27 protein-coding genes are annotated in these 24,468 nt (G+C 42.9%); 5 read left to right on the top strand and 22 right to left on the bottom strand.

Features of this window, described 5'->3' with window-relative positions; translation table 11 throughout:
* Positions 1 to 74 precede the first annotated feature (74 nt).
* Complete coding sequence (locus IAE45_RS08305) at positions 75 to 2,147, bottom strand: DNA topoisomerase III (RefSeq protein ID WP_005227252.1); 2,073 nt, start codon at positions 2,145 to 2,147, stop codon at positions 75 to 77.
* Positions 2,080 to 2,457, bottom strand: a complete 378-nt coding sequence (locus tag IAE45_RS08310; RefSeq protein WP_005227251.1) for a DUF1033 family protein — start codon at positions 2,455 to 2,457, stop codon at positions 2,080 to 2,082. Before IAE45_RS08310 ends, IAE45_RS08305 begins: the two co-directional genes overlap by 68 nt.
* A 312-nt stretch (positions 2,458 to 2,769) precedes the next feature.
* Here IAE45_RS08310 and IAE45_RS08315 point away from each other — a divergent pair, with 312 nt between their 5' ends.
* Positions 2,770 to 3,630 (top strand): AAA family ATPase, encoded by an 861-nt coding sequence (locus IAE45_RS08315; protein WP_200125893.1) that lies wholly within the window; start codon positions 2,770 to 2,772, stop codon positions 3,628 to 3,630.
* Entirely contained in the window at positions 3,627 to 3,899 is a 273-nt protein-coding gene (locus tag IAE45_RS08320; protein WP_189372222.1) for a hypothetical protein, read from the top strand. The genes IAE45_RS08315 and IAE45_RS08320 overlap by 4 nt, the downstream gene beginning before the upstream one ends.
* A gap of 227 nt (positions 3,900 to 4,126) precedes the next feature.
* Here IAE45_RS08320 and IAE45_RS08325 read toward each other — a convergent pair whose 3' ends face one another.
* The 5 genes from IAE45_RS08325 to IAE45_RS08345 are packed head-to-tail and all read right to left on the bottom strand — an operon-like array spanning position 4,127 to position 7,386.
* Positions 4,127 to 4,879: a class II aldolase/adducin family protein gene (locus tag IAE45_RS08325; RefSeq protein WP_010748701.1), complete on the bottom strand. Its 753-nt coding sequence runs from the start codon at positions 4,877 to 4,879 to the stop codon at positions 4,127 to 4,129.
* Positions 4,880 to 4,896: 17 nt separating this feature from the next.
* Positions 4,897 to 5,148 (bottom strand): hypothetical protein, encoded by a 252-nt coding sequence (locus IAE45_RS08330; protein WP_142424155.1) that lies wholly within the window; start codon positions 5,146 to 5,148, stop codon positions 4,897 to 4,899.
* Positions 5,149 to 5,176: 28 nt separating this feature from the next.
* On the bottom strand, positions 5,177 to 6,568 hold the full coding sequence (locus IAE45_RS08335) for a PTS galactitol transporter subunit IIC (protein WP_140965105.1): 1,392 nt from the start codon (positions 6,566 to 6,568) through the stop codon (positions 5,177 to 5,179).
* Positions 6,569 to 6,604: 36 nt separating this feature from the next.
* On the bottom strand, positions 6,605 to 6,904 hold the full coding sequence (locus IAE45_RS08340; RefSeq protein WP_005227245.1) for a PTS sugar transporter subunit IIB: 300 nt from the start codon (positions 6,902 to 6,904) through the stop codon (positions 6,605 to 6,607).
* Between the two features lie 20 nt (positions 6,905 to 6,924).
* Positions 6,925 to 7,386: a PTS sugar transporter subunit IIA gene (locus tag IAE45_RS08345; protein WP_142424156.1), complete on the bottom strand. Its 462-nt coding sequence runs from the start codon at positions 7,384 to 7,386 to the stop codon at positions 6,925 to 6,927.
* A 281-nt stretch (positions 7,387 to 7,667) separates the two neighbouring features.
* On the opposite strand from IAE45_RS08345, the gene IAE45_RS08350 reads away from it, so the two are divergent.
* Both IAE45_RS08350 and IAE45_RS08355 read left to right on the top strand, forming a co-directional pair.
* The gene (locus IAE45_RS08350) at positions 7,668 to 8,429 is read left to right on the top strand and encodes a DeoR/GlpR family DNA-binding transcription regulator (protein ID WP_008376158.1); all 762 of its coding nucleotides are present in this window, start codon (positions 7,668 to 7,670) and stop codon (positions 8,427 to 8,429) included.
* The gene (locus tag IAE45_RS08355) at positions 8,426 to 9,382 is read left to right on the top strand and encodes a 1-phosphofructokinase family hexose kinase (protein WP_200125891.1); all 957 of its coding nucleotides are present in this window, start codon (positions 8,426 to 8,428) and stop codon (positions 9,380 to 9,382) included. Before IAE45_RS08350 ends, IAE45_RS08355 begins: the two co-directional genes overlap by 4 nt.
* 122 nt (positions 9,383 to 9,504) lie before the next feature.
* On the opposite strand, the gene mnmA is transcribed toward IAE45_RS08355, so the two are convergent.
* Positions 9,505 to 10,623: a tRNA 2-thiouridine(34) synthase MnmA gene (gene mnmA, locus IAE45_RS08360; RefSeq protein ID WP_077453943.1), complete on the bottom strand. Its 1,119-nt coding sequence runs from the start codon at positions 10,621 to 10,623 to the stop codon at positions 9,505 to 9,507.
* A 368-nt stretch (positions 10,624 to 10,991) separates the two neighbouring features.
* On the opposite strand from mnmA, the gene IAE45_RS08365 reads away from it, so the two are divergent.
* A complete protein-coding gene (locus IAE45_RS08365; protein ID WP_140965108.1) occupies positions 10,992 to 11,705 on the top strand; it encodes a C39 family peptidase in 714 nt (237 codons plus the stop codon).
* Between the two features lie 86 nt (positions 11,706 to 11,791).
* Here the strand turns inward: IAE45_RS08365 and IAE45_RS08370 are convergent, their stop codons facing one another.
* The 14 genes from IAE45_RS08370 to IAE45_RS08435 form a co-directional block, all read right to left on the bottom strand.
* Entirely contained in the window at positions 11,792 to 12,310 is a 519-nt protein-coding gene (locus IAE45_RS08370) for an Asp23/Gls24 family envelope stress response protein (RefSeq protein WP_005232258.1), read from the bottom strand.
* A 56-nt stretch (positions 12,311 to 12,366) separates the two neighbouring features.
* Positions 12,367 to 12,561 carry a DUF2273 domain-containing protein gene (locus IAE45_RS08375; protein WP_005232259.1) on the bottom strand — a complete coding sequence of 65 codons (195 nt, stop codon included), beginning with the start codon at positions 12,559 to 12,561 and terminating at the stop codon, positions 12,367 to 12,369.
* An 11-nt stretch (positions 12,562 to 12,572) separates the two neighbouring features.
* Complete coding sequence (gene amaP, locus IAE45_RS08380; protein WP_005232260.1) at positions 12,573 to 13,136, bottom strand: alkaline shock response membrane anchor protein AmaP; 564 nt, start codon at positions 13,134 to 13,136, stop codon at positions 12,573 to 12,575.
* A gap of 205 nt (positions 13,137 to 13,341) precedes the next feature.
* On the bottom strand, positions 13,342 to 13,947 hold the full coding sequence (locus tag IAE45_RS08385; protein WP_081118289.1) for a metallophosphoesterase: 606 nt from the start codon (positions 13,945 to 13,947) through the stop codon (positions 13,342 to 13,344).
* A gap of 41 nt (positions 13,948 to 13,988) precedes the next feature.
* A complete protein-coding gene (locus IAE45_RS08390) occupies positions 13,989 to 14,834 on the bottom strand; it encodes an aldo/keto reductase (RefSeq protein WP_200125889.1) in 846 nt (281 codons plus the stop codon).
* Between the two features lie 177 nt (positions 14,835 to 15,011).
* Complete coding sequence (locus IAE45_RS08395; RefSeq protein ID WP_005232263.1) at positions 15,012 to 15,353, bottom strand: DUF1831 domain-containing protein; 342 nt, start codon at positions 15,351 to 15,353, stop codon at positions 15,012 to 15,014.
* 68 nt (positions 15,354 to 15,421) lie between these two features.
* Entirely contained in the window at positions 15,422 to 16,561 is a 1,140-nt protein-coding gene (locus IAE45_RS08400; protein ID WP_200125926.1) for a cysteine desulfurase family protein, read from the bottom strand.
* 113 nt (positions 16,562 to 16,674) lie between these two features.
* Positions 16,675 to 17,643, bottom strand: a complete 969-nt coding sequence (gene manA, locus IAE45_RS08405; protein ID WP_200125924.1) for a mannose-6-phosphate isomerase, class I — start codon at positions 17,641 to 17,643, stop codon at positions 16,675 to 16,677.
* Positions 17,644 to 17,688: 45 nt separating this feature from the next.
* Complete coding sequence (locus IAE45_RS08410; RefSeq protein WP_200125887.1) at positions 17,689 to 18,705, bottom strand: serine hydrolase domain-containing protein; 1,017 nt, start codon at positions 18,703 to 18,705, stop codon at positions 17,689 to 17,691.
* A gap of 119 nt (positions 18,706 to 18,824) precedes the next feature.
* Complete coding sequence (locus IAE45_RS08415) at positions 18,825 to 19,526, bottom strand: YesL family protein (protein WP_200125885.1); 702 nt, start codon at positions 19,524 to 19,526, stop codon at positions 18,825 to 18,827.
* A gap of 37 nt (positions 19,527 to 19,563) precedes the next feature.
* Positions 19,564 to 21,195 (bottom strand): extracellular solute-binding protein, encoded by a 1,632-nt coding sequence (locus tag IAE45_RS08420; protein ID WP_096742161.1) that lies wholly within the window; start codon positions 21,193 to 21,195, stop codon positions 19,564 to 19,566.
* A 62-nt stretch (positions 21,196 to 21,257) separates the two neighbouring features.
* Complete coding sequence (locus tag IAE45_RS08425) at positions 21,258 to 22,151, bottom strand: carbohydrate ABC transporter permease (protein WP_081118283.1); 894 nt, start codon at positions 22,149 to 22,151, stop codon at positions 21,258 to 21,260.
* Between the two features lie 22 nt (positions 22,152 to 22,173).
* On the bottom strand, positions 22,174 to 23,088 hold the full coding sequence (locus IAE45_RS08430) for an ABC transporter permease (protein ID WP_200125883.1): 915 nt from the start codon (positions 23,086 to 23,088) through the stop codon (positions 22,174 to 22,176).
* 410 nt (positions 23,089 to 23,498) lie between these two features.
* Positions 23,499 to 24,320 (bottom strand): VOC family protein, encoded by an 822-nt coding sequence (locus IAE45_RS08435; RefSeq protein ID WP_086293878.1) that lies wholly within the window; start codon positions 24,318 to 24,320, stop codon positions 23,499 to 23,501.
* Between the last annotated feature and the right edge of the window lie 148 nt (positions 24,321 to 24,468).

Genomic DNA, 24,468 nt, shown 5'->3' on the forward strand with positions numbered 1-24,468 from the left:
AATGAATGGGTGCAAAAAAAGAGTGAAGGACAGCAAAATCGTCCTCACTCTTTTTCATTTTCTACCTCATGCGGTTATTTCTTCTCCATAGCAGCTTTTAAAGCAGCTGCTAATGGGCTTTCTTGCGGTTCTTCTTGATTGATTTTGTTCATCAAGCGGCGTTCTTCGTGTTTCGACAGCTTTTTGCTGCGTTCCTTTTTATCCGCCATTTTTTCGGTGGTCCCATCGAATTTACAGCGGAAATAGGCGCCGTTTTTGCCCTCAATGATCTCCATCTTTCGGTGGCATTGCGGGCAGCGTCGGTTTGAAACTTTCGGGTCTTTCCGACGACGGTACTTGCAGGTGCCACTGGAGCAAACATAGATCTTGCCATCACGGGTATTTTTCTCCCGCAATGGTTCGCCGCATTCAGGACACCGTTTTTGGGTCAATGAGAAATCTTGGTACTTGCTTTCACTTTGCTTGATTTCTTTGACCAGTTGTTTGGTGTCCGCTTCGATTTGTGCGAGGAAGGTTTGGGCAGAATAGGTGCCTTTCGCGATGGCTTCCAGTTCCTTCTCCCATTTTTCCGTCAATTCTGGTGTCACCAAGGATGGATTGACTAAGACTAACAGCTGCTTGCCTTTTGGCGATACTTGCAAGCCGCTTGGGGTCCGCTCCATCAGCTCAGATTTGATCAGCTTTTCAATGATCTCCGCACGGGTTGCTGGCGTGCCAAGACTGTGTTTTTCCATTTTGCCTAAAAGAGTTCCTTCATTCAACGGTTTCGGTGGTGTGGTCAACTCTTTTTGGATGGTGAACTCAGGCTTGACGGTACTGCCTTTTTGCCAAGCCACATCACTGGTTTCTTCTTCAGAAGTCGTTTTCCATCCCGCTTCTAACACGGTATTGCGGTTGAATACAAAGGTTTCTGAACCAAAGGTCACGGTCACTTTCTGCTGCTGCTTTTTATGGGGTTTCGCAAAGAGCATCAAGAAACGACTAACGATCATTTGATAGATCCGTTGTTCATCGGTAGTTAATTTTTCATACCGTGCCCGCTGTTCCGTTGGCAATAAGGCATGGTGATCGGTAACTTTTTTATCATTGAAGACAGCTTGCTGCACCACTTGTCCACCATTTTTCAAGTATCCTTTGACTTCTGGGGCAAAATCCGCAACTGCCTGCAGGCGTTCCTTCATGGTTGCCTTCATATCATTGGTCAAATACTTGGAATCCGTCCTTGGATAAGTGACGATCTTGTGGGTTTCATACAAGCTTTGAACAAGCGACAAGGTCTTCTTGGCTGAAAACCCATAACGCTGATTGGCTTCTCGTTGGATCTCGGTCAAATCGTAGGGCAGTGGTGCACTTTCTGTTTTGACCTTTTCTTCGATCGCTGTCACGCGACCATTTTGTTGACTCATCTGTTTGACCAATGCTTCGGCATCGCTGCGTTCTTTTAATTGATAAGGATTTTTTTGCTGCAGGCGAGCCTTGGCATCGCCTACGTTTAGGGTAATCACATGATAGGTTTGCGGACGGAAACTTTCGATCTGCATTTCCTGACTGCGCACCAAAGCTAAGGTAGGGGTTTGGACCCGACCCGCACTAAGATTGTCTTGATATTTGACCGTCAATGCCCGAGTGACATTCAATCCTACCAGCCAGTCGGCTTTTGCCCGCGCAAGGGCGGAGTAGTAAAGATTGTCGTAGTGCTTGGCTGACTGCAATTTTGCAAAACCTTCTTTGATGGCTTTGGGGGTTTGCGAAGAAATCCACAAACGTTTGACTGGTTTGTCAAAACGAACCCACTCCAAAATCCAGCGAGCGACTAGCTCCCCTTCTCTTCCCGCATCAGTAGCGATCACAACTTCCCCGACATCTTTTCTTTGAGCCAATTGTTTGATGGCTTTTAGTTGATGACCGGTTTTTGGCAACGGCTTGATCCCAATGGACTTAGGGATCATCGGTAATGTTTCCATCTGCCATGATGCCCAGTCTTTATTTAGATCTTCAGGCATTTTCAAGCCCAATAAATGACCAAGGGCCCAAGTAACGATCGCCTTGGGTCCTTCGTAATAATTTTTATGTTTTTGCTCACAGCCCAAAACTTTGCTGAGGTCTTTGGCAACGCTTGGCTTTTCCGCTAGAATTAGTTGTTTCATAAAAATCTTTCCTGCTTTCATCGACGACTTGCTGATATTCTTTAAGCAATGCCAGTCCAATATATTGTTGGAGGTAATCGTCGCATTCTTCGCACCAGCGTTCGTCTTCTTCATTCCAAAAAGCCGTCATAAAGTTTGATTTTGCATTTATGTACGAATACTCTTCTCTGATTTCTTGCCATTTTTGTTCATAAAATGACTGCGCCTCGCTGAAAGTTGCAAATGTGAACGCCTCTTGAATATCTGACTGCCATCCCTCAAAAAACCACCACGGTTCATTGTCCCCATACATGACTACTACTTGATACATTCCATTGCTCCTTTCACGATTCCTTCCTCATATTAGTCACTTTTACTTAAACTTGCAAGGAATAAGTTTCAGCATTTAAACATCGCTTAAAGAATTCATTAAACCTTCGTTTTTTTGTACGTTTTATCAGTTGCTTAAGATTACATCATTTCTATGCCCTTATAGTCTAGCACAGAAGTTTCCTGTTGTGAATATAACAGTAAAAGATTAAAAAAATAGCAAACAAGATTTATTTTAACCTCGCAAAAAAATTTTTATCTGTGATGGATATGCTACAATAATGGCAACCACGAAACTGCTAGGAGGTGCCCCATGTATCTCGAACAAATCACTTTTCCCGATCAAGAAACCGAGTTTGATTTTTTCCTTTCTATCCAACGGACTGTCTATGATTCTTACTACCCTTTTCAGATTCTCAGTGCCCGCCGTTTTCAGCAGATCGATTTTGAACCAATCACGATTTTATATGGCGGTAATGGTTCTGGCAAAACCACTGCATTGAACGTGATTGCCGAAAAGATCCACGCGCAGCGCTTTGCTGCGTATAATCGGTCGAATTTTTTCGAGGACTATTTATCCTACTGTGCTGCTCGTAGCAACGACGAACCGCAAGAAAAAGTGCTTTTGACCAGCGATGACGTCTTTGACTTCATGCTGGATATTCGAAACTTAAATCAAGGGATCGATCATCGCCGAGAAGAAGTGTTTCAAGAATACTACCAAGCAAAGTATGCGGACTTTCGTTTCACAGGTTTTGACGATTACCATGAATTGAAGAAAATCAATCTCGCACGATCCAACACACAGTCCAAATTCACCCGCAAGCACTTGATCGACAACGTCCAAGAATATTCCAATGGTGAAAGTGCCTTTCGCTTCTTTCAAGAAAAAATTCGTCCCAACAGTCTTTACTTATTAGATGAACCAGAAAATTCCCTTTCTGCTGATCGTCAGTTGGAACTAGTGCAGTTACTGGAAGATTTCGTCCGCTATGAACAGTGCCAATTCATTATTGCTACCCATAGTCCTTTCGTTTTATCTTTAAAGGAAGCCAAAATCTATGATTTGGATCAAACGCCCGTCGATGTGCGGAAGTGGACGCAGTTAGCTAGTGTCCAGCAGTATTACCATTTTTTTCAAGCACATCAAGCCGAATTTGATGATCGATCATGACCAAAGTAAACCATTTTCCGCCAAAGATTTCTTTTGGTGGCTTTTTTCCGTCGCACTCACACAAAGACCAAAATCAAATTGATCAGCGCAATAAAGAAGGCGACACCCCCCGCAATTTTGTCCCACTTGACTTCTGCTTGGTTATACTGATCGGAATGCCCCGCAATCTGAGAGGACAAAAAGTAGAACTTTTTACAACAATCAAATACCCGGCTAAACCAAATAGTACGGCTAAGGCAAGTTGGTTGATTTGGCTTGAAATGACCTGATTCTGATGAAGCATTACCACCCCTACGACACTAACGTCCCTCATTTCATGAGGTTGGATCTTGTACGATTCATGCACCTCCCCCTTTCTTTTAAAAATGCCAATACATCAAAAACATTCATTTTCTGACTAAATTATAGCATATTTTGAATAAAAAAATAAAATCCAAGAACTCGTAAACGAATGTTCTTGGATTTTTATCAATCAAAAAAGATGATTACTTGCTGGCTAATCACCACCAGCAAAAATTTCTTCTTTATTATAAATCGGTGTATGTTTTTTCAAGTCTTCAAGGGTTCCTACTTGTCTCCCTTTGGAGTAAAAACCATCTAACAAGCCTAAAGATTGAAAAATCGTTTGCTTATAGGCAATTTCCGCGTTCCATTCCGTGGTATCTAGTATTTGCAAAGCTTTATGGATTGCTTCGATGCCAGATGCTCCTGGCGCACTGATCAGTACCCCATGACTGTTGAGGAGTAACATATTCGGTAAGGCGAGTTGTTCTTTTTTCATATAATCAGAAACTAATTCTGCTAATTCTGGTGAGCAATTAGGTTCAAAGTCTAGTACAGGAATATAGCCAATTTTTTGGGTCGCTTCCGTTAAGTTAGGCATATCCAATCCGGCGGTTGCCCAGAACATCGAGTGAGGAGAATGGGCATGTAAGACTGCTTTTATCGCTGGATTCGTATCATAAACCGCTTCGTGTAAGTTGATTTCTCGTGTCAGCTGACCTACCCCATCAATCACCTTTCTCGTATGAGGCTCAACAACTAAAATCTGGGCTGGTGAGACTTCTCCTAAATAGGCTTCTGACATCATAGTTGGTGTCATAATAATGTATTCTTTTCCAGTTTCATCGGTTGTTTTAAAAGAAAAATTACCGCCTGCAACATTTGTATTCTTCCTGGTAAAAATCAATTTTACGATTCGTGCTAAATCTTCCCGTTCTCTTTCAAAAATCATCCGTCCATCTGACATATTCAAGACCACCTTTTTTATTTTTCAAACGTTTTGTTGCGTAAGATTGTTTGAACAGCTTCTCTTACTTTGGCTGCTTCTTCCTCTTTTTTCTTTTTCCGTTCATCGTATTCTTTAAAAAGTACTGGACTGCCATAGTTATACACACAGACTGCTAGACCAATCGCTACGACATTAAATAGGTACTGTTGTGTCACCAAAGCTAAGAGATAGCAGCCAATTGCTAGAAAAAGAAGCAATTGCCATTTTATTTTTTCGCTCTTTCCCATTCCTGTCGCCCTTTTCTTTTTGAAAATATTAGCCATTCGTCGCACGCACTTGCGTCGATTGGGTCCCTTGTTCTTCATATCTTTGACTTGGTACTTTTACCTTGCTCATATATTTATACAACCAGACAAACATTGCGATAAACACAACGGAACCGACGATACCCAAGATATTTCCTTTAAACGCTTCTGCAAATAAAATTCGAAATTCTGGTCCTTCGATCGAAGACCAAGTGATTTGCTGCCCTTTTTGTATTCCTTCTACTGCGCCGGTTCGATCTGCTAAGCCCGTTAAGATCGGCGTCAAATACGTAGCTGCATATAGATAGATTGGCATCGAAATAACCCCCATGATCAGCATACGAACCAAGTTTCCGCCAGTAAGCAATAATCCACCTACTGCGATCGAATAGTTAATGATTCCTGCTAAAGGCAACACAGCATTTCCTGGCAAGATGATGGCATAGCCAATAAAGACAGGTACCAACAAGATAGCAGTGACCCAAATCTCAGAGCGACCAGCTAATACAGGCCAATCTAACCCAATGTAAACTTCCCGATCTTTAAAGCGTTTTTTCATCATTTCCGACATTGCATCAGCAAGTGGTGAAAGGGACTGCATAAACATTTTTGAGATCATTGGGAACAAAGCCATTGCAGTCGCGATTTGAATAGCTAAGTTCAGTGAGCCTGACACGCCATAAGCTGCAGCTAATCCCAAGCCCAAACCAATGAGAAAGCCCATCACCGAATTTTCAGAGAAGATACCGATTTTCTTTTTTAAGGCTTTGGTATCTGCCCGTCGATTAAAGAAAGGAATTTTATCCATAATCACATTGATCGGTAATAAAAGCACTGCTGAAATATTCATCAAGTGGGTCACTGTTACTAAAGGAATACCAGTCAAATCCTCAATGTGGCGTTGGAACATATCCCCCATTTTAAGTTCCAAGATAACCTGTACGATGGCGGTGATAAACCCAGCAAGTAAACTTCCACTGATAAAGTAGACCAGATAGGCAGTCAGCGCTTTGCCCCATACATTCCACATATCGACATTCAACGTCTTGGTCCAGTTCAAAATCAACATGACAAAATTCACACCAAGAACGACGGCAAAGAAAACAAAGGCATAGGACCATGACCAGGTGATACTTGCCGCTCCTGTCCACCCTAAATCTAGCGCAGGCAAGTTCAAGCCAGTATTTTTTGCCAATGCTTCGGAAGCTGGACTAACTGCATTTGACATAAAACCAATGACCATCGACATCCCAGTAAAAGCAATACCTAACGTGATTGCAGACATAAAGGCTTTTTTGAATTTCATCCCTGCAACCAAGCCTAGGATTAAAATGATTAGCGGCACAAAAATAGCGGAACCTAAACCTAAGATATAATTGATAATGTCTTGAAATACTTGCATTTTTTTCACTTCTTTCTTTTGATAGGATGTTTTGTACTAGCCAATCAATTCTTTGATTTCTTCATAAATCGTATCCATACCCATACCGGTAAGAAACGGAATCCCAGCAAAAACGTGTACACCTAGCTCAGCGGCTTTTTCCAATACTTCATCATCTGGCTGAGCAACATACACATAAATTCCTGTCGACGGCAATTCATTTTGGATCGACTTGTAATCAACTGCTTCAACGGGGAAATCGATTCCGTCATCTTCAAGCATTCCGGCAATTTTACTTGCGATCGTTTGACTTGTTGCAACGCCACTTCCACATGCTACGATCAATCTTCTTTTCATCTTAAATTCCTCCAAAAATTTTATTTTGTATACTGAGTAACTAGCTGATAAATTTCCTGCACTTCTTGTGTTTCAATGAATGCCTTTACAAATCCTTCATCCATAAATAATGCCATTAACGATTGCAGTAAGCCGACTTGCTCTTTTGGTTCTTTGATCCCTAGAAAAAAGAGATCCTTGACCTGCATTTCTTGACTGTCCCCCATTTGCTTCATCTTCACCTCGTTTTTCAGACGCACGATCGCAATAAAAGGCTTTTCGACATACGCTGGTTCTGAATGAGGCAAGCCAATATTCAAATACTGTGTAATTAGTCCAGTTGGAAAGGCTTGTTCTCTTGCTAGTAATCCTTCTACATACTGTTCATTCACAAAACCTTGTTGCTGTAATCGTTTGGCTATTTCTTCAAATAGTTCTTTCAACTCCTCTCCTTCCACATCGAGAAAAATTAGCCTTTCATCAAACATGCTCGTATAGCCCACCTATTCTTCCTCCTTGTTCAACCCAAATGATAAACATTGTTAAAGTTTGTTACAATATGTTTTACAATGTAAATATACAATAGTTAATTTTTCTTGTCAACGCTTTCTTTTGGTATTTTTTTCAAACTGATTCCTTTCACCAATACACGAAACTATCAAACTTTAACAAAGATGAACATTTTCCCTTGCTTTTTCCAAAAGTAAATGCTATTAATTAATGTATAAAGAACATCGATAAAAAAGAAACTTAAAAAAATCGTTAATCAACCAGAGGTGAAACTATGTTAAAGAAAGAACGGCAAGAAAAAATTCTAGCGCTAGTGAATCAGCACGATTACTTATCCATTGCAGAAATAGCCAAAACATTAGACGTTTCCGATATGACCATTCGTAGAGATATTACAGAGTTAGCGAATCAATCTTTATTGGTAAAAATCTATGGTGGCGCCCAAAAACTCGAAAAAATCGAACACGAGCTTTCTACTCAAGAAAAAATCGATACGAACGTTGCCGAAAAGAAATTCATCGGAAAAGTAATGAACAGTATCATATCAGACAACGATACTATCTATATCGGTGCGGGAACTACGATGCTCCACGCTTTACCTGAACTAAAAAAAGCAAACTTATTCGTGATCACAAATAGTTTACTTGCTTTTAATTATTTGATTTACAACACAGACTATCGTGTCTTATTGACCGGTGGAGAATTTTCCCGCACGACGGAAGAATTTTATGGGGAAACAGCAGAGAAGAGTTTTGAAAATTTAAATATCGATATCGCTTTTGCTGCTACAAATGGGATTTTTGAAAATAATATTACCACTGCAAATCTTGTTGAAGGTTCGATTCAACGAGTCGCATTCAAACATTCCCGCAAAAAATGCATCGTTGCAGATAGTTCCAAGTTTAATCGCTCTGACGTTTATACCTTCTACTCGCTTTCAGATATCGACTATTTGATCACTGATGATAAACTTTCTGAGACTACTTTTGACTATTATCGTTCCTTTACAGAGATCCTCAAGGAGGAACAAAAATGATTTTAACCATCACAATGAACCCTTCCATGGACTACAACTATCTTGTTCCTTCGCTAAAATTGGATCAAGTAAATCGGGTAGATAACCCACATACATCAATTGGAGGAAAAGGCATCAATGCTGGCAGAGTCATCGCACAATCTGGGGAAGCCGTTTTATTGACAGGTATTTTAGGTGGACCTGTAGGCAAAACGATCCTTGATTCTTTACTAGCTGAAGAACGTTATGTATTGGATTTCCTCACCATCGACGGCAATTCTCGCAATGCGATCACGATCATGCATGACGGTAACACTCATACTGAGCTAGTAGAAAAAGGACTTTATCTGTCGGAGGAAAACGAACAACTTTTTTACCAACACCTTGCAGCAATAATTAAACAACACCCCATCACGGTCGTCTGTATTTCTGGATCAGTAAATTCTGATAATGGACACTTTCACGATCAGTTGCTTCAATTCATCCGTCAATCATTAGGTGAACAAGTCCCGATCCTCATGGATATAGCTGGGGAACAACTAAAAAATTGTTTGACTCAAACGAATGCTCGTCCGAGTTTTATTAAACCAAATCAACAGGAATTAGAAGAACTAATGGGTCAAAAATTGCATTCATCGCAAGACATTTTCTCTGTCTTAGAGAGCACTCTTTTCGAAGGGATCGACACCGTCATGGTTTCTCAAGGCGGCGATGGGGCAATCGTTAAACACCAGTCGACTTTTTTTAAGATCGAGATCCCTAAAATCGCCATCGTTAATACGACTGGCTGTGGCGATTCAACCGTTGGTGGTATGGCTGTTGCAATGAATAAACAGTATCCAATGGAACAAGCATTGACCTATTCGATGGCTTGTGGCATGTCTAATGCGCTTTCGAAAACAAACGGTACGATCGATCCTGCACAAGTCGCTGCATTTAGCGAACAGATCCACCTTTTCAAGATCAAAGAATAATCGGCTACCTATTTTTGGTTCTCTTGATTACGCAAAACATTCGTTGGTACAAATAAAAAAAGCCCTAGCTAAGTGCAACTGATTGGTTCAGTGTTCTTAGCTAGGACTGATTGTGTTAGTGGTTAAACATATTGTAATTCTTTGGCTTCTTTGTAGGCTGCATCGATTAAACCGCCGCCCAAGCATTCCATGCCGTCATAAAAAACGACTGCTTGTCCCGGAGTGATGGCGCGTACTGGTTCGTCAAAAATCACTTCTGCCCGATCTCCATCTAATAGACGCACCGTTACCGGTACATCTTGTTGACGGTAGCGGAATTTTGCTGTGCATGAAAATTCCGTTCCGCGATCTTGGTCTGTGGTAAAGTGGATTTGGCTTGCTTCCAAGCGATCTGCATACAATGCGGGGTGATGGAATCCTTGCCCCACATACAAAGTGTTGGTTGCTAAGTCTTTTCCAACTACAAACCATGGTTCTTGAGTGGCACCGCCGCCGCCAATGCCTAAGCCTTGACGTTGTCCGATGGTGTAGTACATCAAGCCATCGTGTTGTCCTTTGACTTCGCCATCTAATGTAACCATGTTGCCTTTTTTCGCTGGCAAGTAATTACTCAAAAATTGTTTGAAATTCTTTTCTCCGATAAAGCAAACACCCGTGGAATCTTTTTTCTTGGCTGTTGCTAGACCGGCCCGTTCAGCGATCGCTCGTACTTCTGATTTTTCCATACCGCCTAGTGGGAACATGGTTTTGCTCAATTGTTCTTGTGACAATTGGCTTAAGAAATACGTTTGATCTTTGTTGTTATCCACGCCTCGCAACATATGGGTCACGCCGTTCTCATCAACGGTCACTTGTGCATAATGGCCAGTGGCTACATAATCGGCACCAAGATCCATCGCATAATCCAAGAAGGCTTTGAACTTGATTTCCTTGTTACACATGACATCTGGATTAGGTGTCCGTCCGGCACGGTATTCTGCAAGGAAATATTCAAATACACGGTCCCAATATTCTTTTTCGAAATTCACTGAATAATAAGGAATCCCGATTTGCGCAGCCACTTTGGCTACGTCTTTGTAGTCTTCTGTTGCGGTACAAACACCGTTTTCATCGGTATCATCCCAATTTTTCATAAAGATCCCGACAACATCATACCCTTGTTCTTTCAGCAAAAGTGCTGTTACTGACGAGTCTACCCCGCCACTCATTCCAACCACCACCCGGGTGTTTTCGTTAGACATGATTGTTTCACCATCATTTCAATTATAGATTCTGAAATCATCTACGATTTGAAGGTCGCAACTTTTCAGTAATTTGCATTATACAACAAAACACAAAAAACTTCACTGTTTGCTGTCTTTTCTTAAAAATTCCTTTTTTAGAAAAGACATCTGGAGAGAAGTGGCTGTTCGTTATTCCACCCACTCAGCCAAATAGAGGAAGCGCTGCTTTTGTGTCTGTCATCGACAGCTGTCCAAACAGCAAAAACTTACTTTTCAAATGTTGGTTGTCATAAAATCGTATGAAATTCTTCAGGAAATGCAGAAATGCTCTTATTAGAAAAAGACTATACTTCTCTTAGATACTACTTTACGAGGAGGGGCATTTCATGCGATCGCACACAAGGACATCAAAAACTAGGAGAAACGATGGGAAGAAAAAGAAGAGCCTTGCACTGCTGCTTTTTCTCATCGGTGGTGTGTTTGTCATTCATTACGTGATTGATCAGGTCAGGGATGCTACGTTTGATCAGACAGCGCTTGTCTCAAAACAGTTCACTCGCCAAGCCAATCAAGCGATTCAACAAGCGATGGCAGACACGCAGCAACTGCCGTTGATTGTACAAACCGATCAACGCTGGGGTAATAGCCCATATGGATATGGAGAAGAGCAAAATACGTTTGCGGCAAACGGGTGCGCTATTGCTTCTTTAGCCATGATCGATGCTTTTTGGACGGATCATCCGCCGAATCCTGACAAACTATTAAAGTGGGCTGGCGATCAATTTTATCTTCCCAAACAAGGAACCAGTTGGCAAATCTTTCCTCAGTTTGCCGAAGCTTTTGGTTACCAATTTGCCGATTTAGGGGATTCATTTGAGGCTGCCTATGAGAAAATGACACAAGGCATCCCCGTTGTGGTCTCGGTTCAAGCAGGAACCTTTACGACATCCGGACATATCATGGTATTGGCTTTGAACAAAGAAGGAAATATCCAAGTATTCGATCCTAATGATTCCCCCGAAAAAGCCCATTATGAGAAAAGCTATCCTAACGATGTCTTTCAAGCAGAAGGAATCCATTATTGGAGCTTTTGGCTTTGATGTTCTGATCGGCTGAAACTGCAAAAATACACCTTTTGTGGGACAAAAAAAGACTAGCCGAAGCTAGTCTTTTGCTTATCTTGCTATTATTGAACGCGTGGTTCGTTGTTTTCTTGAATACGCGTCGTTGTCCGGTTGAAGGCACCTTTGGCTTTACGTGTTTGTTTTGACGCAAAGTCGCCAGTTGTTTCTGCCGCACTGCTTACTTTGTCTTGAACTGTTTCAGAGTCTTTTTCGAATTGTTCACGTGTTTTGACATCTGCTACATTCACGTTTACTTCGATGACTTCTAAATTCGTCATTTTGTTGACTTGTGTTGAAACAACCTCTTTGATTTGGTCGTAGATCGTGGTCATGTCGCTGCCATATTCTGCAACGATATCAAGATCGACTGCCACTTGTTTTTTCCCAACTTCAACGTTGATCCCTGAAGTCACATCATCGGTGTTGACTAATTTACCTGCAATATTTGAGAAGAAACCGCCATCGACTGTTAAGAGTCCGTCTACAGATTCTAATGCAATGCCTACGATTTTTTGAATCACTTTATCTTCGTAAGTTAATTCTCCTTTAACACCTGTTGTTGGTTTTGTTTGGTTTTCCATCGTACATTCCTCCTACTATAATCTTGATATAAATTAAACTAATAATGTTACCAAAGTTAACGGCGCGGTCTTTGAAATTGTTCAAAGAATCCGACTTCTTTGAGATAAAATCCCAGATACGTACCTAGTGCCGTAAACAGCACCAGCAGTATGGTTTTCAAAAAGCCGATCGTTAGAAACAGGATCGCTAGGATCAAACCGAAACCTGCAAAGATAAGCGGGATCTTATAGTGGTAGAACCATTCACTCATACCTGTTCCTCCTAAACTACACGCGGTTGGTCATGGGCTGCTGGCGTTTCTTGCGTATCTTTTAAAACAACTTCCGTTTGGATATTGCTTTCGATACCGAAAAGCTGCTGCAGACTGCTGCTGATCTCACCAACCAAAGCTTCTTGTTTTTGCGGGATGGCTGCTGTTTGTTTCATTTCTCCATCGATTTTTACCGCTACTTTATTCTTGACGATTTTGATTTTTACCGATGGCTGATGGATGAAATCTGCTTGTTTCACCCGCTCGAGCACAAAATGCTCTAAGGCCTTCTTCTGAATCACTAAATCGCCTGTCTTATGGGGAATGATCAAGCGGTCTGAGCGTTTTGGATAAAACAAAACGACAAAGAGTGCGATCACTGTAAAAATAGCAAAGCCAACAGATAACCAAAAGAGCAGCATACTCATGGAAGATCCGACCCAAGGATATTCATCCAAAGGAATCAAGTAAACAGGCAATGAAGCCGCTTGCTGATTGGCGATGATCCCAAAATAAAAGACAAGTAAGAGTAAAAGTAATCCGATGATAAAAATCACTTTAGAAATCTTACGCATTGGCAACCTCCTTTACTGCTTTCTACTTAAAGCATACACATTTCTTAAATATCCATCAAATAATAACTCTTGGAATCGATTATTTTTTACATATAAAGTTTATTTTTATCAAAAAAATTTCCTTAATCAAAGCTTGCTGTCAAAGTCATCACAAAAAAAGCAAACCGTCCGACGTTGTCTTGACGCTTGCTTTTCTTGTTATCTGTTAACGAGCTAGCTTGGCAAGTTCTTGTTGTTTGGCATGGTACAGCACCGCCAGTTCATTTTCGGAAACTGGTCGACCGAAGGGACGCGGCTGCGGCAGAAACGCCAATTCCGGCGCATCGACTCCTACGTTGAGATTCTCAGCGATTGGTACACTGTGATGATGGATATGCCCATGCAGATTGCGACTGTTTTTGGTGATCCCCAGCAGCATAGGATAATGGGTCAGTATAAATTGCTGATGAGCAAACTTCAGCAAGACACCGACATCTTCAAACGCATACTTTTGGGCTCCCAAACATCCAGGATCATGCTTGCGCAAGTACGCAAAGAAAGCCCGGGTATCATGATTGCCTTTGATAAAAACGATTTTGCCCTGCAGCTGTGCTAACAGCGCCGCAATTTCTGGAAAGCCCGCTTCGTAATCAGGGTGCATCGCGACATCCCCTAAATGATAGACGACATCTTTATCCGCAACGACCTCATTCCAGCTGGCGATCATCGTTTCATGCATTTGCGTCACTGTCTCAAAGGGGCGTGGGGCAAAGTCATTGTCCCCGAGCAAGGCTGCATGAAAATAATGGGTATCAGACGTAAAAAATTTCATAGTCGCTCCTTACCTTGGTGCTTTTTCTGTGATCAGCGTCTTTAAATCATCGCTAACGGCTGCTTTTTCGTCGGTGCAGGAAAACGCGCATCGATTGTCGCCAATTCGCTTTTGGAAAAAACGATTTTGGTAGCTTCAATGTTCTGCAGCATATGCAGCGAGTCACTGGTTTGGGGGATCGCTAAGACGTGGGGTTGTCGAAGGGTCCATGCCAAAAGTAGCTGAAAAACCGTGCAGCCTTTGGCTTCTGCCAGCTCTTTCAAGACTTCATCATTTTTGAAGTGATGCCCTAGCCGATCGCCTTGGGCAATGGGTGAGTAGGCAATCACCGGAATCTCAGTCTCTGCCTGCCAAGGCAAAAGATCGTATTCGATCCCCCGGGCACCTAAATTATAGAGTACTTGGTTGGCGGCACATTGATCGCCGTTTTCTAACCGCAACAGCTCCTCCATATCTGCCACGTCAAAATTAGAGACGCCCCATGCACGAATCTTTCCAGAGGCTTTGGCAGCTTCTAGTGCGTCAACTGTTTCTGCTAACGGCACATCTCCTCGCCAGTGGAGCAGATACAGATCAAGATAGTCGGTGCCTAAACGCGCTAAGCTACGGTCTAAAGCTTTCGGCAATTCATCTGCGGAGGCATTCCAGGGATAAACTTTTGAAATCAAATAAAGATCCCCTCGTGTAAAGGGCTGGATCGCCTTGCCAACTAGCGTTTCTGCGTTTCCCTCGCCGTACATTTCTGCGGTATCGATGACAGCCGCTCCGGCTTTGATGCCCGCTTGCAGCGCATCGATCTCGGCTTTTTCCTTAGCTGGGTCATCCCCCATATGCCAAGTCCCCATTCCAACGGCTAACACTGATTGCTTGTTTAAGGTTCGTTTCATCTGGATTCCTTCTTTCTCGTCTCAACGTATCCACTTTCTGAGAACGGCTTAGGTTTGTTTTCTTTAGTATAAAAAGAAACCGGCAAAGATACAAAAGAAGTGTATCAATCCCTTGCCTGTTTGGCGGAGTGACACACTTCTTGCCCTTTGAACGGTATAGCTGCTTTTGACAAAAGCTTACGCTTTGACAAACAACCCGCGGCTGATAAAACCATCCATTAAAAAGTAAAATTTTTCTTGCAGCATTTTGTGCTGTTCATCTTTGAAAATATTGACTGCTTTTAATCCATTGGCTGTCGTGATCGACATCTTGAAGGTTTGCAGATCTTTTGCAACAGTGATTTTTAATTTAAAGCCTTCTTTGCTTTGGGGTGTTGCTTCAAGGCCACGAATCAATTGGAAGTTGCCGCCGTTCGTTTCTGTAAAGCCATTGTCCCGCAACGTATATTTTTTTGCTTCAGGAGCAATGCGGTATTGGGTTGCTGCGCCTAAAACGGTTGCTGTTGTTTCAAATGCCATGTTCTTCACCTCTTTAACATCATTTCTTTCATTATAAATAGTTTTCAGCGAGATTGCTAGCTGTTCTCCTACTTTTTCGTTGCTAAGACAGTTTCTGCTAATAGCTGAGCAAATGCTTCGATTTCCGCCAATGTGTTGCCATAGCCAAAGCTGACTCTGACTGATTCCCGGATAGCTGGATGCTCTTTGCCCACCATCGCTTCTAGCACATGGGAGGGTTCCACATTGCCCGCCGTACAAGCGCTGCCTGTGGAGATGGCGGCCCCTTTTAAGTCCAATTTCATCAGCAGCAAGTCACTGCTGACACCTGGGAAACGCAGATTCAAAATATGCGGCAATTTGTGTGCTGGATCACCATTCAACTGAACATCGACGCCTTGTGCTGCTAAGGTATCCATCAGTACATCGGCAAACGTTTGATATTGTTCCGCTGCTGCTTGCTGTGCTTCGGGGGTATGCAAAGACGCTGCTTTGGCCATTCCCATGATGGCTGCTAAGTTTTCCGTCCCTGCTCGCCGTTTTTCTTCTTGCTCGCCGCCATGGAGTAGCGCAGGCAGCGACAAGCCATCTCGTTTATACAAAAAGCCGATCCCTTTTGGTCCGTTGATTTTGTGAGCCGAAATGCTTAGAAGATCAATACTGTTTTCATTGATTTCAAGCGGGATCTTGCCATAAGCTTGCACAGCATCGGTATGAAACACGGCGGGATGCTCCCGTAAAAGGGCCCCAATTTCTGCAATCGGCAGCAAATTGCCCGTTTCATTGTTTGCCGTCATTATGGATACTAAAATCGTATCGGGACGTAAGGCAGCCTCAACTTCACTGACGGCCAATTGCCCCTTTTGATCTACGGGCAAATAGGTCACCTCAAAGCCTAAGCCTTCTAAATAGCGCATACTCTCAATGACCGCCGGATGTTCGATCTGGGTCGTAATGATATGTTTGCCTTGTGCTTGTTTGCTAAGGGCTGTACCGATGATCGCTGTATTGTCGCTTTCGGTACCTCCACTGTTAAAAATGACCTCATGTTCCTTGACCCCTAGCTGCTGAGCGATCGCTTGACGAGCCAATTCTAATTGAGTGTGGGCATCTCGCCCATAATGATGAATGCTTGATGGATTGCCAAAAAATGTCTGCATCGTCTCACTCATCACTTTGATCACTTCTGGGTGCAGCGGTGTCGTTGCTGCATGATCTAAGTAAACCATTCTTTTCACCTATCCTTCATTACTGCCATTATAACAAATCTTCCTCAGACGTCTATCGTGAGTGTCCATACGAAAAATCAGGAACGTATGCTGTTTTGCTTGTGCGAATCACGTCACTTACTGATCGTTTTATTTTTTCCAGGTTCAGAGGCAATGACAGTCAATTCACCAACCAATTCCCATTTCTTGATCGGGTTTGGCAAAATGCAGCTCGTGCCCATTTTTAGTTCATAGGAATGACCGTCGATCATCAAATGCCCATACCCATCAATCACGGTCATCAAGGTATAATCAGCCTTTTGTGCCAACGATAATTTTCCACGTACTTCCCACTCATACACATTGAAAAATGGCGTTTCAAGATAGGTAACGACTGCTGATTGTCCTTGTTTGACTTCACGGATCGATAATTCTGGCGTCCGTGCAGGAATCGTCGTCACATCGATCGATTGTTGGATATGCAGCTCCCGAGTTTGTCCTTGATCATCGGTACGATCATAGTCGTACACCCGATAAGTCGTATCCGAGCTTTGTTGGGTTTCTAAGATCATGATCCCTTTCCCAATGGCATGGATCGTCCCACTTGGCACGTAGAAGAAATCCCCTTTTTTCACCGGGACTTTTGTTAACAAATCATCCCAACGACCCGCTTCGATCATTTCCGCAAGTTCTTCTTTGGTTTGTGCGTGGTGGCCATAAATGATTTCCGCACCTGGTTCGGCATCAATAATGTACCAGCATTCCGTTTTCCCTAATTCCCCTTCATGGGCTAGCCCATACGTGTCATCAGGATGGACCTGAACGGATAGATCATCTTCCGCGTCTAGAATTTTAATTAATAATGGAAAGACTGGTTCGTCTGAATGTCCAAACAGTTCTTGATGGTCTTGCCAAAGATCCGCCAATGTTTTGCCTTTAAACGGACCATTTTCAATGACGCTCACCCCATGAGGATGCGCACTGATCGCCCAATCTTCACCGATTTTGTCACTCGGTAAATCAAAACCAAAAACAGAATGCAGGCGACTGCCGCCCCAAATTTTTTCTTGAAAAACAGGTTTCATAAACAATGGTTCCATAATTGTTCCCCTCTCTAGTTGTTCGTGCATATTATAGCATGAATCCGCTTATTCGGCAGATTCTTTTAAGTAACATTGCAGGATTTCGTCACGATGACCCAAGTAGCTTTCTCGATGATCCACTGGATGGACCCGATTCGATAAGAAAATAAACGCTTTTTTGTTAGGGATATCTACTGCGAGAAACGTGCCTGTATAGCCTGTATGAAATAATTGGTATGGTGCACCCAATAAGTCCCAGCCATAGGTGCGGGGCTTCGTGCTTTCAGGCGTCTGCCTCTGAGCCAGCGCCTGCATCACTTTTTCTGAGAAAAACGGCGCCCCTTGCTGCTGACCATTTGCCAGTAACAGTTGAACGAACAGCGTCAAATCATCCACGGTAGAAAACAACCCGGCGTTGCCGGCATGGTTTCCCAGCACTCGTGCTTTTGGGTCATGGGTGATTCCTCTAAGGATACTGCCGTCTGGCTGCTGCTGGGTAGGCACGATCAATGGCAGCTGTGAAGGAGGAAAAGGCGGAAAGCCGCTGTTCTTCATGCCTAAAGGCGTCAAGACTTCTTCTTGAAAAATCTCGGTCACTGGTTTTTGATACAGCTCCTCCAATAAAAAGCCCAGCAAAATCGTACCAGTATCCGTGTAGTTGACCGTTTGACCGATCGTATCACTGCTTTCAAGCTGCAAATACGCCTTACGCAAGGCAGCAGCACCCAACTGGTCTCGATGAGGAATCCACGTGTTGATGGCTGCCGTATGCGTCAGCAAGTGCTTGATCGTTACCCGATCGTCTTTAAACGCTGGCAACCAACGAGTAAGCGGTACCTCCATCTCGATTTTCCCTTGATCCCAAAGTCTTAGCAGGACGGTGGTTGTACAAATGACTTTCGTCAATGAGGCTAAATCAAACAAATGATCTTTTGTCATAGGTTCGGTTTTAGGAAGAAGCGCTGCCTGTCCGAATACATGGGTCTCTTGGGTTTCACCGGCGATAAAACGCAGCACCGCTCCTGGGAAAACCGTCGGCATTTTTTCTTGTATGAACTGTACTGTTTCTGGGTACATTGTCATCGTTCCATACTCGCTCCTTTCAGGCTTGTCTTGCTTCTAACTTTAGCACTTTTCGCCAATGAAAAAAACTACCCATTAAGGATAGTTTTCAGATTTTTTTCTAATCAGTATTACATAGATTACTCATCGGCTGATGCGGCTTTTGCTTGCGCCTTTTGAATAATTCTCAAATAACTGTAACAAGCACATTGGCTGCCTAGTCCCCCTACGATCAATCCAGCGAGTAAGGGATGGATCAAGACAAGCAGTAAAGCGAGTCCACTCAACATTCCTAGCAACATCAGCGTCTGGAACGGTGCCCAAAAGATGATGAAAAAGCTTTTGATCAACGCAGTCCGCAAGGGTGCCGCCAAATGCACACTGTCGCAGATAAAATACAGTAACCACAGGAGCAAGATGATACTTAAAAACAAATAGCCGACAGCCAATAAGGGGAGCTGAAAGGAATCGATTTGCCGAAAAGAACCTAACAGCAGCAAAGCGAGACTACCGAAAAAGAGGCCTGCGGCAACACTGCGCCGATAATTTTCCCGATAGAGCCGCCAAAAGGTCCCTCCGATGGCCTGTCGTGTTTCTTGATAGTACAACCAGCGCCGCATGACGCCAAATAAAGCAAAGGTCGCTGGCAAAAGAATGCTAGGAAAACTAATGATCAAACCAATCAAAGAGAAAAGAAACTGACGAGGAGAGCTGGGGAAAATCAGCCCCAAAGCTAGCAATAGAACGGGCAGATTGAACAGTAACCAGTAGCCATTCACAAGCAACATACTAGCTATCGCTTGACTGGCACCATACCAACGATACCATCGTTCATTTCCCATCAGTCCGGCTCCTTTCTCTAATCAGCTGATTTATCCTCTAGCGGGCTAAGTTTTGTAGATTTTGCTGCCATTTCGCAGTTTGATAATCCAGCAACTCTTGGTAGCCGGCTGCTTGTGCTTGTTCTTCTGCCTCAGCAAAGATCGCTCGCACTTCTTCATCGCTATCAGCAAAGATCGCTGAAGCATTGGCTTCTTCAAAAATATCATTGATCCGTTGCTGAATAATTCCTTCTGGTGAGTCTGGCATCGGGTTGATCGCCGCAAATTCTGTGTCATCTTTTTGCGTGTCCCAAGTAATGGCATGCTGCCATTTCGTTGCCCAGTTCATTTGATCTTCGGGAAGATTTAATTCAAATTTTGTTTTAGTATTGTCTAAAAAGGCGGAGTTGCCGTTCCATTGGAAACTTGATGTTGCTTGCTCGATTTCTGAAACACCGGCAGCATCTTCTGCGTAGGCATCTGTGAACTTTGTATAACCTTCTTCATCGAAGCCATCCCAATACTGCCCTTCTGGTCCAAACATCAGGATCGACTGACCCAATGGCCCTGTTAACCAATCTAAGAAGGCAAAGACTTTTTCTGGGTCTTCTGCATTTCTAGTAATGACACTGACATTCCACCCTAGCATTTCATAGGAACCTGGGAAGATATTGTCAGGATCCAGTCCTGGTTTAGCAATTGGTTCGATATAGAAATACCCCGCATCTGGGTTTTGCTCTTGCAAGATGTAGTGGGCATCGCGGGCATGATTCGATGGACTGGCAGCAGCATAAACTGCTACGCGACCGCTGGTTACTTTTTCTGCCACCATATCTGCATCTTGCGTTAAGGTATCTTGGGTCATTAAGCGCTCACGGTACAATCTTGACGCATATTCAATCGATTCTACGTAGTTTTCATTGGCAAAGATCGAGGTCAAAGCATCGCCTTGAGGGACAGCCCGAATGCGGATATCTGCTGGTGAACGCCCTTCCGCAAAGGCAGAGTACAAGACATTGATCCCTTGTCCGCTGACATCTGTTTCAAATGGAATGACATCAGGAAACTCTGTTTGAACTTCTTTCAAATACTCATAAAGATCATCGGTTGTTTTCAATTCTGGCGCTCCTAAAGCATCATGAATCTCTTTATTGACGACATAACCCGCATTGCCAAAAGGCTCAGAGCTATACCAGTTTGGAAATTGATAAAGCTTACCATCTTCTGAACGCAACATGTTGAGGATTTCTTCGCCGGCCCATTCTTTCAAGTTCGGGTATTTATCCAAGTAATCATCAAACGGTACTAAGGCCCCCGCTTCTCGCAACCGTTCCACATCTGACCCACGATCAAGCCAGATAAAATCAGGCAGATCATCACCGGCGATCATTGTACTTAGCCGCTGTGCCGCATTCCCGCCGCCGTCGATCGCCCGGATATCCACATTGGTCAGCTCTTTGATGGCAGCAGTTGCAGGATCATCTCCCCAGCGATCCATCGTATACCAATCATAATTACCAAACATCGTGATTTCCAGCGGTTCACTACCAAGCTCAAATACTTCCGAGCTGTCACGTTCGCTCGGTGCCGCTGCATCACTTTCTCTTGTTCCGGACTCATTGCCGCAAGCTGCCAGCAAAAGACTCATTGCAGTCACTGACAGTACTCCTTTTAATAGCCTTGCTTTCATTCTTTTATCCCCTTTCAACTCTTACTGCTCTCCCCTTCTATCAAAAGGGGCCACCTGCTATGCTAATCTTTCAATGAACCAATCAAAACACCTTTTACAAAATACTTTTGAACAAACGGATAAACCATTACGATCGGCAAGGTCGCCACCATCATAATTGCCATTGATAAGGATTTTCCGGTAACACCAGTCATATCTGCCAAACGAGCAGCTGAGCCAGAATCGATTTGACTCATTTGCGAACTCACCGTGTTCGAATTCAAGACTCGCTGCAAAAACGTCTGCAAGGGAATCAGATGATCCGAAGTGATATAGATACTTGGCATAAACCAATCATTCCAGTGTCCAACTGCGGTAAACAGCGAGAGTGTGGCAATAACTGGACCTGATAGTGGCAAAATGATCCGGAAAAATGTCCCCCAATACCCGCAACCATCAATTTTCGCTGAATCCTCCAATCCTTTCGGCAGTTGCTGGAAAAACGTTCGGAAGATGATCATATTCCAAACACTGATCAATCCAGGAATGATCATTACCCAAAAAGAATCCATTAATCCTAGTGAACGTACCACCAAGAAGGTTGGGATCAAGCCGCCACTGAAGAACATCGTGAGGATGAAGAAGATCGTAATGTATTTCCGTCCAATCAATTCTCTTTTTGACATCCCATAAGCCGCCATCGCTGTCAGCATGATCGATGAAAATGTCCCGATCACGGTCCGCAAGACACTGATGAAAAAGGCATTCATCAAGCGCTGGTCTTGAAAGACGATTTGATAGTTCTCCAACGTAAATTCTCTTGGCCAAAAAGTGATGCCGCCAGTTACCGTATCACGACCAGAATTAAAGGAAATCACCAGCGAATTCCAGAAGGGATAAAACGTTAGAAATGCAAGCGTTATCAAAAATACGTAGATGAATACCATCATCGCTTGGTCGCCCCAATTTTTCCTCATTGCTCATTTCCTCCTCTGCTACTCACCATAGACTGTGACCGACTTTGCGTGCGAAAAAGTTTGCTCCGCTCAAAAGCGTGACACTAATGACTGCTTTGAACAAACCAACAGCTGTTGCATATGAATATTGAGAATTGCTGATCCCTACCCGATACACATAGGTATCAATGACATCCGCCACATTCCTAAGAGCTGGATTGCTCCCCAGTAAAAGCAAATCTTCAAAGCCCGCATTTAACAAGTTGCCGATTTCTAAGATCAAGAAGATCGTAATGATTGGAATGATCGAAGGCAACGTGATCAAAAAAACTTGCTGAAATTTTGTCGCACCATCTAAGGATGCTGCTTCATACAACTGCGGATCGATCCCAGCAATGGCTGCCATATAGACGATCGAGCCAAAGCCAATCGATTTCCAAAGATTTGTCGTAACGATGATCGTCCAGAAATAACGGGGGATCGATAAAAAGTTGATTGGTTCATCGATCAGGTTTAAACTCTCCAAAGCAATATTTAAGCTACCGTTATCCATCGATAAAATCGACATCGTAAACCCTGCCACGATCACCCATGATAAAAAGTGTGGGAGATAAGTAATCGTCTGCACCACACGCTTGAAGGCAACATTCTTGACCTCGTTAAGCATCAATACCAGCAAAATCGGTGCCGGGAAACAAATGACGATCTTTAACACACTGATCATAATGGTATTGCGTAAGATTTCCCAAAAGCGTGGTTCACTAAAAAAGCGACGAAAATTGTCAAAACCGATCCAAGGGCTTCCTGCCATTCCCTCAAAAATATTGTACTGTTGAAACGCCATCAAAATCCCGTACATTGGGATATAACTAAAGATACCTACCAGTAAGATCGCCGGCAGCACCATAAGCTGAAGATCCCATTGAGCAAAATACCGCTGTATCCCCTTTTTTTTCATCACATCTACTCCTTGTCTTCCCGTTACTGCTCACCACCAAAAGAAACCGCATACATTAAAACAACAAACAACCTCTGCGTCCAGAGTCCATCGAATCTCGATTCTTTTTTATTATAAATTAAGAATAACCACAATTCAATATAATGTTTTCTTTTTTTGAATCATAATGGCTATTATATTAAGTTTTAAAATAAGTCACCCAATCAATAAATAACAAAAAAAGAAAATCCAAATAGATTGGACCTGCTCTGCTAATACAGATAAACTACCGTTTTTTCAATGATTGGTCTTCAAATCGATGTAACAGGTTTTTGCACTCTTTCGTGCGAAATAAAAACAAAAGTTTCTTTTTTTGACAAAAAAAAGAAAAAGCAGAGAATCGACCTCTCTGCTTTTTCTTTCATAATCTATTATTTTTTAACGATAAACCACCATTCGATACCGATCGCATCGTAGGTCGTCAACAATTTCCGTTTTTTGTCGATGAAAAACGCTTGATTCTTCTCAGACAAGTGTTTTTCCAATGTATCGATATCTTCTTGACTGATAGAGATTTTCAAGAAGTCTAAGCCAAGCACCTCATGGCTCGGTAAGTCGATCGTACCACCTTGTGCTTCAGTCAAGCCAACTTGGAAGTCACCATCATTGAGGATAAATTCCTTTGTTTCGGCTTCTTTTGTTTTCAATCCTAAGCTTTCTTCTAAGAAAAGCTGCTCTTTGGCTAGATCACTGACGTTTAAATACAGCTTGCCAAAATGAGCCTCTTTTGATAAGCCAGCCGCTTTTGCAGGTGCCGCTTTGATCAATTCTGCTTCGTCTTTTGGTAACGCAGTTCCTGCGGGTGCTGTAAATAAGACTTCAATTTTGTTCCCTTCTGGATCAGCTATCAGGAAGCCTAATTGATTCGCTTCATAACGAGCTTCTTCGAAAGCAATCGCTTTTTGTTGGGCATTGCTCGCGATAGTTGCCGCTTCTTCTAGCGAGGATACAGCTAAGACGATGCGCTGCATCTTTTTGATCTCACCGAAATGATCGTTGGCACGTGGGCTTTCTTCCAACCATAAAACTTCTCTATCTAATCCTTTTAGACCAAAAATGGCCAACTCATTTTCTTCTCTTTTCAGCTCAAAGCCAAGTACATCTCGATAAAAGGCAATCGCTTGATCGCGGTCTTTTACCCGAATTGCAACAGTCAGCAACTTCGTACTGCTCCCCAATAAGAAATCTGTCATTGTTTCTCCCCCTACTTACATATGTACTCATTGTACTGATAAAACGAAATTCTAGCAAATGAAATCCCTACCTCTTTTATTCTTTTTTTGGAGAAAACAAGAAGAAAAGCGCAGAAAAGTCAGAATTTTGCAATCTTACGAGGGGAAG

It is taken from the genome of Enterococcus sp. S53 (genome assembly GCF_016516865.1).
GTDB classification, from domain to species: Bacteria; Bacillota; Bacilli; order Lactobacillales; family Enterococcaceae; genus Enterococcus_D; species Enterococcus_D innesii.

Excerpts from the sequence above, each read along its gene's own strand:
- IAE45_RS08305 (WP_005227252.1), bottom strand. The coding sequence starts at position 2,147 with ATGAAACAACTAATTCTAGCGGAAAAGCCAAGCGTTGCCAAAGACCTC.
- IAE45_RS08310 (WP_005227251.1), bottom strand. The coding sequence starts at position 2,457 with ATGTATCAAGTAGTAGTCATGTATGGGGACAATGAACCGTGGTGGTTT.
- IAE45_RS08315 (WP_200125893.1), top strand. The coding sequence starts at position 2,770 with ATGTATCTCGAACAAATCACTTTTCCCGATCAAGAAACCGAGTTTGAT.
- IAE45_RS08320 (WP_189372222.1), top strand. The coding sequence starts at position 3,627 with ATGACCAAAGTAAACCATTTTCCGCCAAAGATTTCTTTTGGTGGCTTT.
- IAE45_RS08325 (WP_010748701.1), bottom strand. The coding sequence starts at position 4,879 with ATGTCAGATGGACGGATGATTTTTGAAAGAGAACGGGAAGATTTAGCA.
- IAE45_RS08330 (WP_142424155.1), bottom strand. The coding sequence starts at position 5,148 with ATGGGAAAGAGCGAAAAAATAAAATGGCAATTGCTTCTTTTTCTAGCA.
- IAE45_RS08335 (WP_140965105.1), bottom strand. The coding sequence starts at position 6,568 with ATGCAAGTATTTCAAGACATTATCAATTATATCTTAGGTTTAGGTTCC.
- IAE45_RS08340 (WP_005227245.1), bottom strand. The coding sequence starts at position 6,904 with ATGAAAAGAAGATTGATCGTAGCATGTGGAAGTGGCGTTGCAACAAGT.
- IAE45_RS08350 (WP_008376158.1), top strand. The coding sequence starts at position 7,668 with ATGTTAAAGAAAGAACGGCAAGAAAAAATTCTAGCGCTAGTGAATCAG.
- IAE45_RS08355 (WP_200125891.1), top strand. The coding sequence starts at position 8,426 with ATGATTTTAACCATCACAATGAACCCTTCCATGGACTACAACTATCTT.
- mnmA (WP_077453943.1), bottom strand. The coding sequence starts at position 10,623 with ATGTCTAACGAAAACACCCGGGTGGTGGTTGGAATGAGTGGCGGGGTA.
- IAE45_RS08365 (WP_140965108.1), top strand. The coding sequence starts at position 10,992 with ATGCGATCGCACACAAGGACATCAAAAACTAGGAGAAACGATGGGAAG.
- IAE45_RS08370 (WP_005232258.1), bottom strand. The coding sequence starts at position 12,310 with ATGGAAAACCAAACAAAACCAACAACAGGTGTTAAAGGAGAATTAACT.
- IAE45_RS08375 (WP_005232259.1), bottom strand. The coding sequence starts at position 12,561 with ATGAGTGAATGGTTCTACCACTATAAGATCCCGCTTATCTTTGCAGGT.
- amaP (WP_005232260.1), bottom strand. The coding sequence starts at position 13,136 with ATGCGTAAGATTTCTAAAGTGATTTTTATCATCGGATTACTTTTACTC.
- IAE45_RS08385 (WP_081118289.1), bottom strand. The coding sequence starts at position 13,947 with ATGAAATTTTTTACGTCTGATACCCATTATTTTCATGCAGCCTTGCTC.
- IAE45_RS08390 (WP_200125889.1), bottom strand. The coding sequence starts at position 14,834 with ATGAAACGAACCTTAAACAAGCAATCAGTGTTAGCCGTTGGAATGGGG.
- IAE45_RS08395 (WP_005232263.1), bottom strand. The coding sequence starts at position 15,353 with ATGGCATTTGAAACAACAGCAACCGTTTTAGGCGCAGCAACCCAATAC.
- IAE45_RS08400 (WP_200125926.1), bottom strand. The coding sequence starts at position 16,561 with ATGGTTTACTTAGATCATGCAGCAACGACACCGCTGCACCCAGAAGTG.
- IAE45_RS08410 (WP_200125887.1), bottom strand. The coding sequence starts at position 18,705 with ATGACAATGTACCCAGAAACAGTACAGTTCATACAAGAAAAAATGCCG.
- IAE45_RS08415 (WP_200125885.1), bottom strand. The coding sequence starts at position 19,526 with ATGGGAAATGAACGATGGTATCGTTGGTATGGTGCCAGTCAAGCGATA.
- IAE45_RS08420 (WP_096742161.1), bottom strand. The coding sequence starts at position 21,195 with ATGAAAGCAAGGCTATTAAAAGGAGTACTGTCAGTGACTGCAATGAGT.
- IAE45_RS08425 (WP_081118283.1), bottom strand. The coding sequence starts at position 22,151 with ATGAGGAAAAATTGGGGCGACCAAGCGATGATGGTATTCATCTACGTA.
- IAE45_RS08430 (WP_200125883.1), bottom strand. The coding sequence starts at position 23,088 with ATGAAAAAAAAGGGGATACAGCGGTATTTTGCTCAATGGGATCTTCAG.
- IAE45_RS08435 (WP_086293878.1), bottom strand. The coding sequence starts at position 24,320 with ATGACAGATTTCTTATTGGGGAGCAGTACGAAGTTGCTGACTGTTGCA.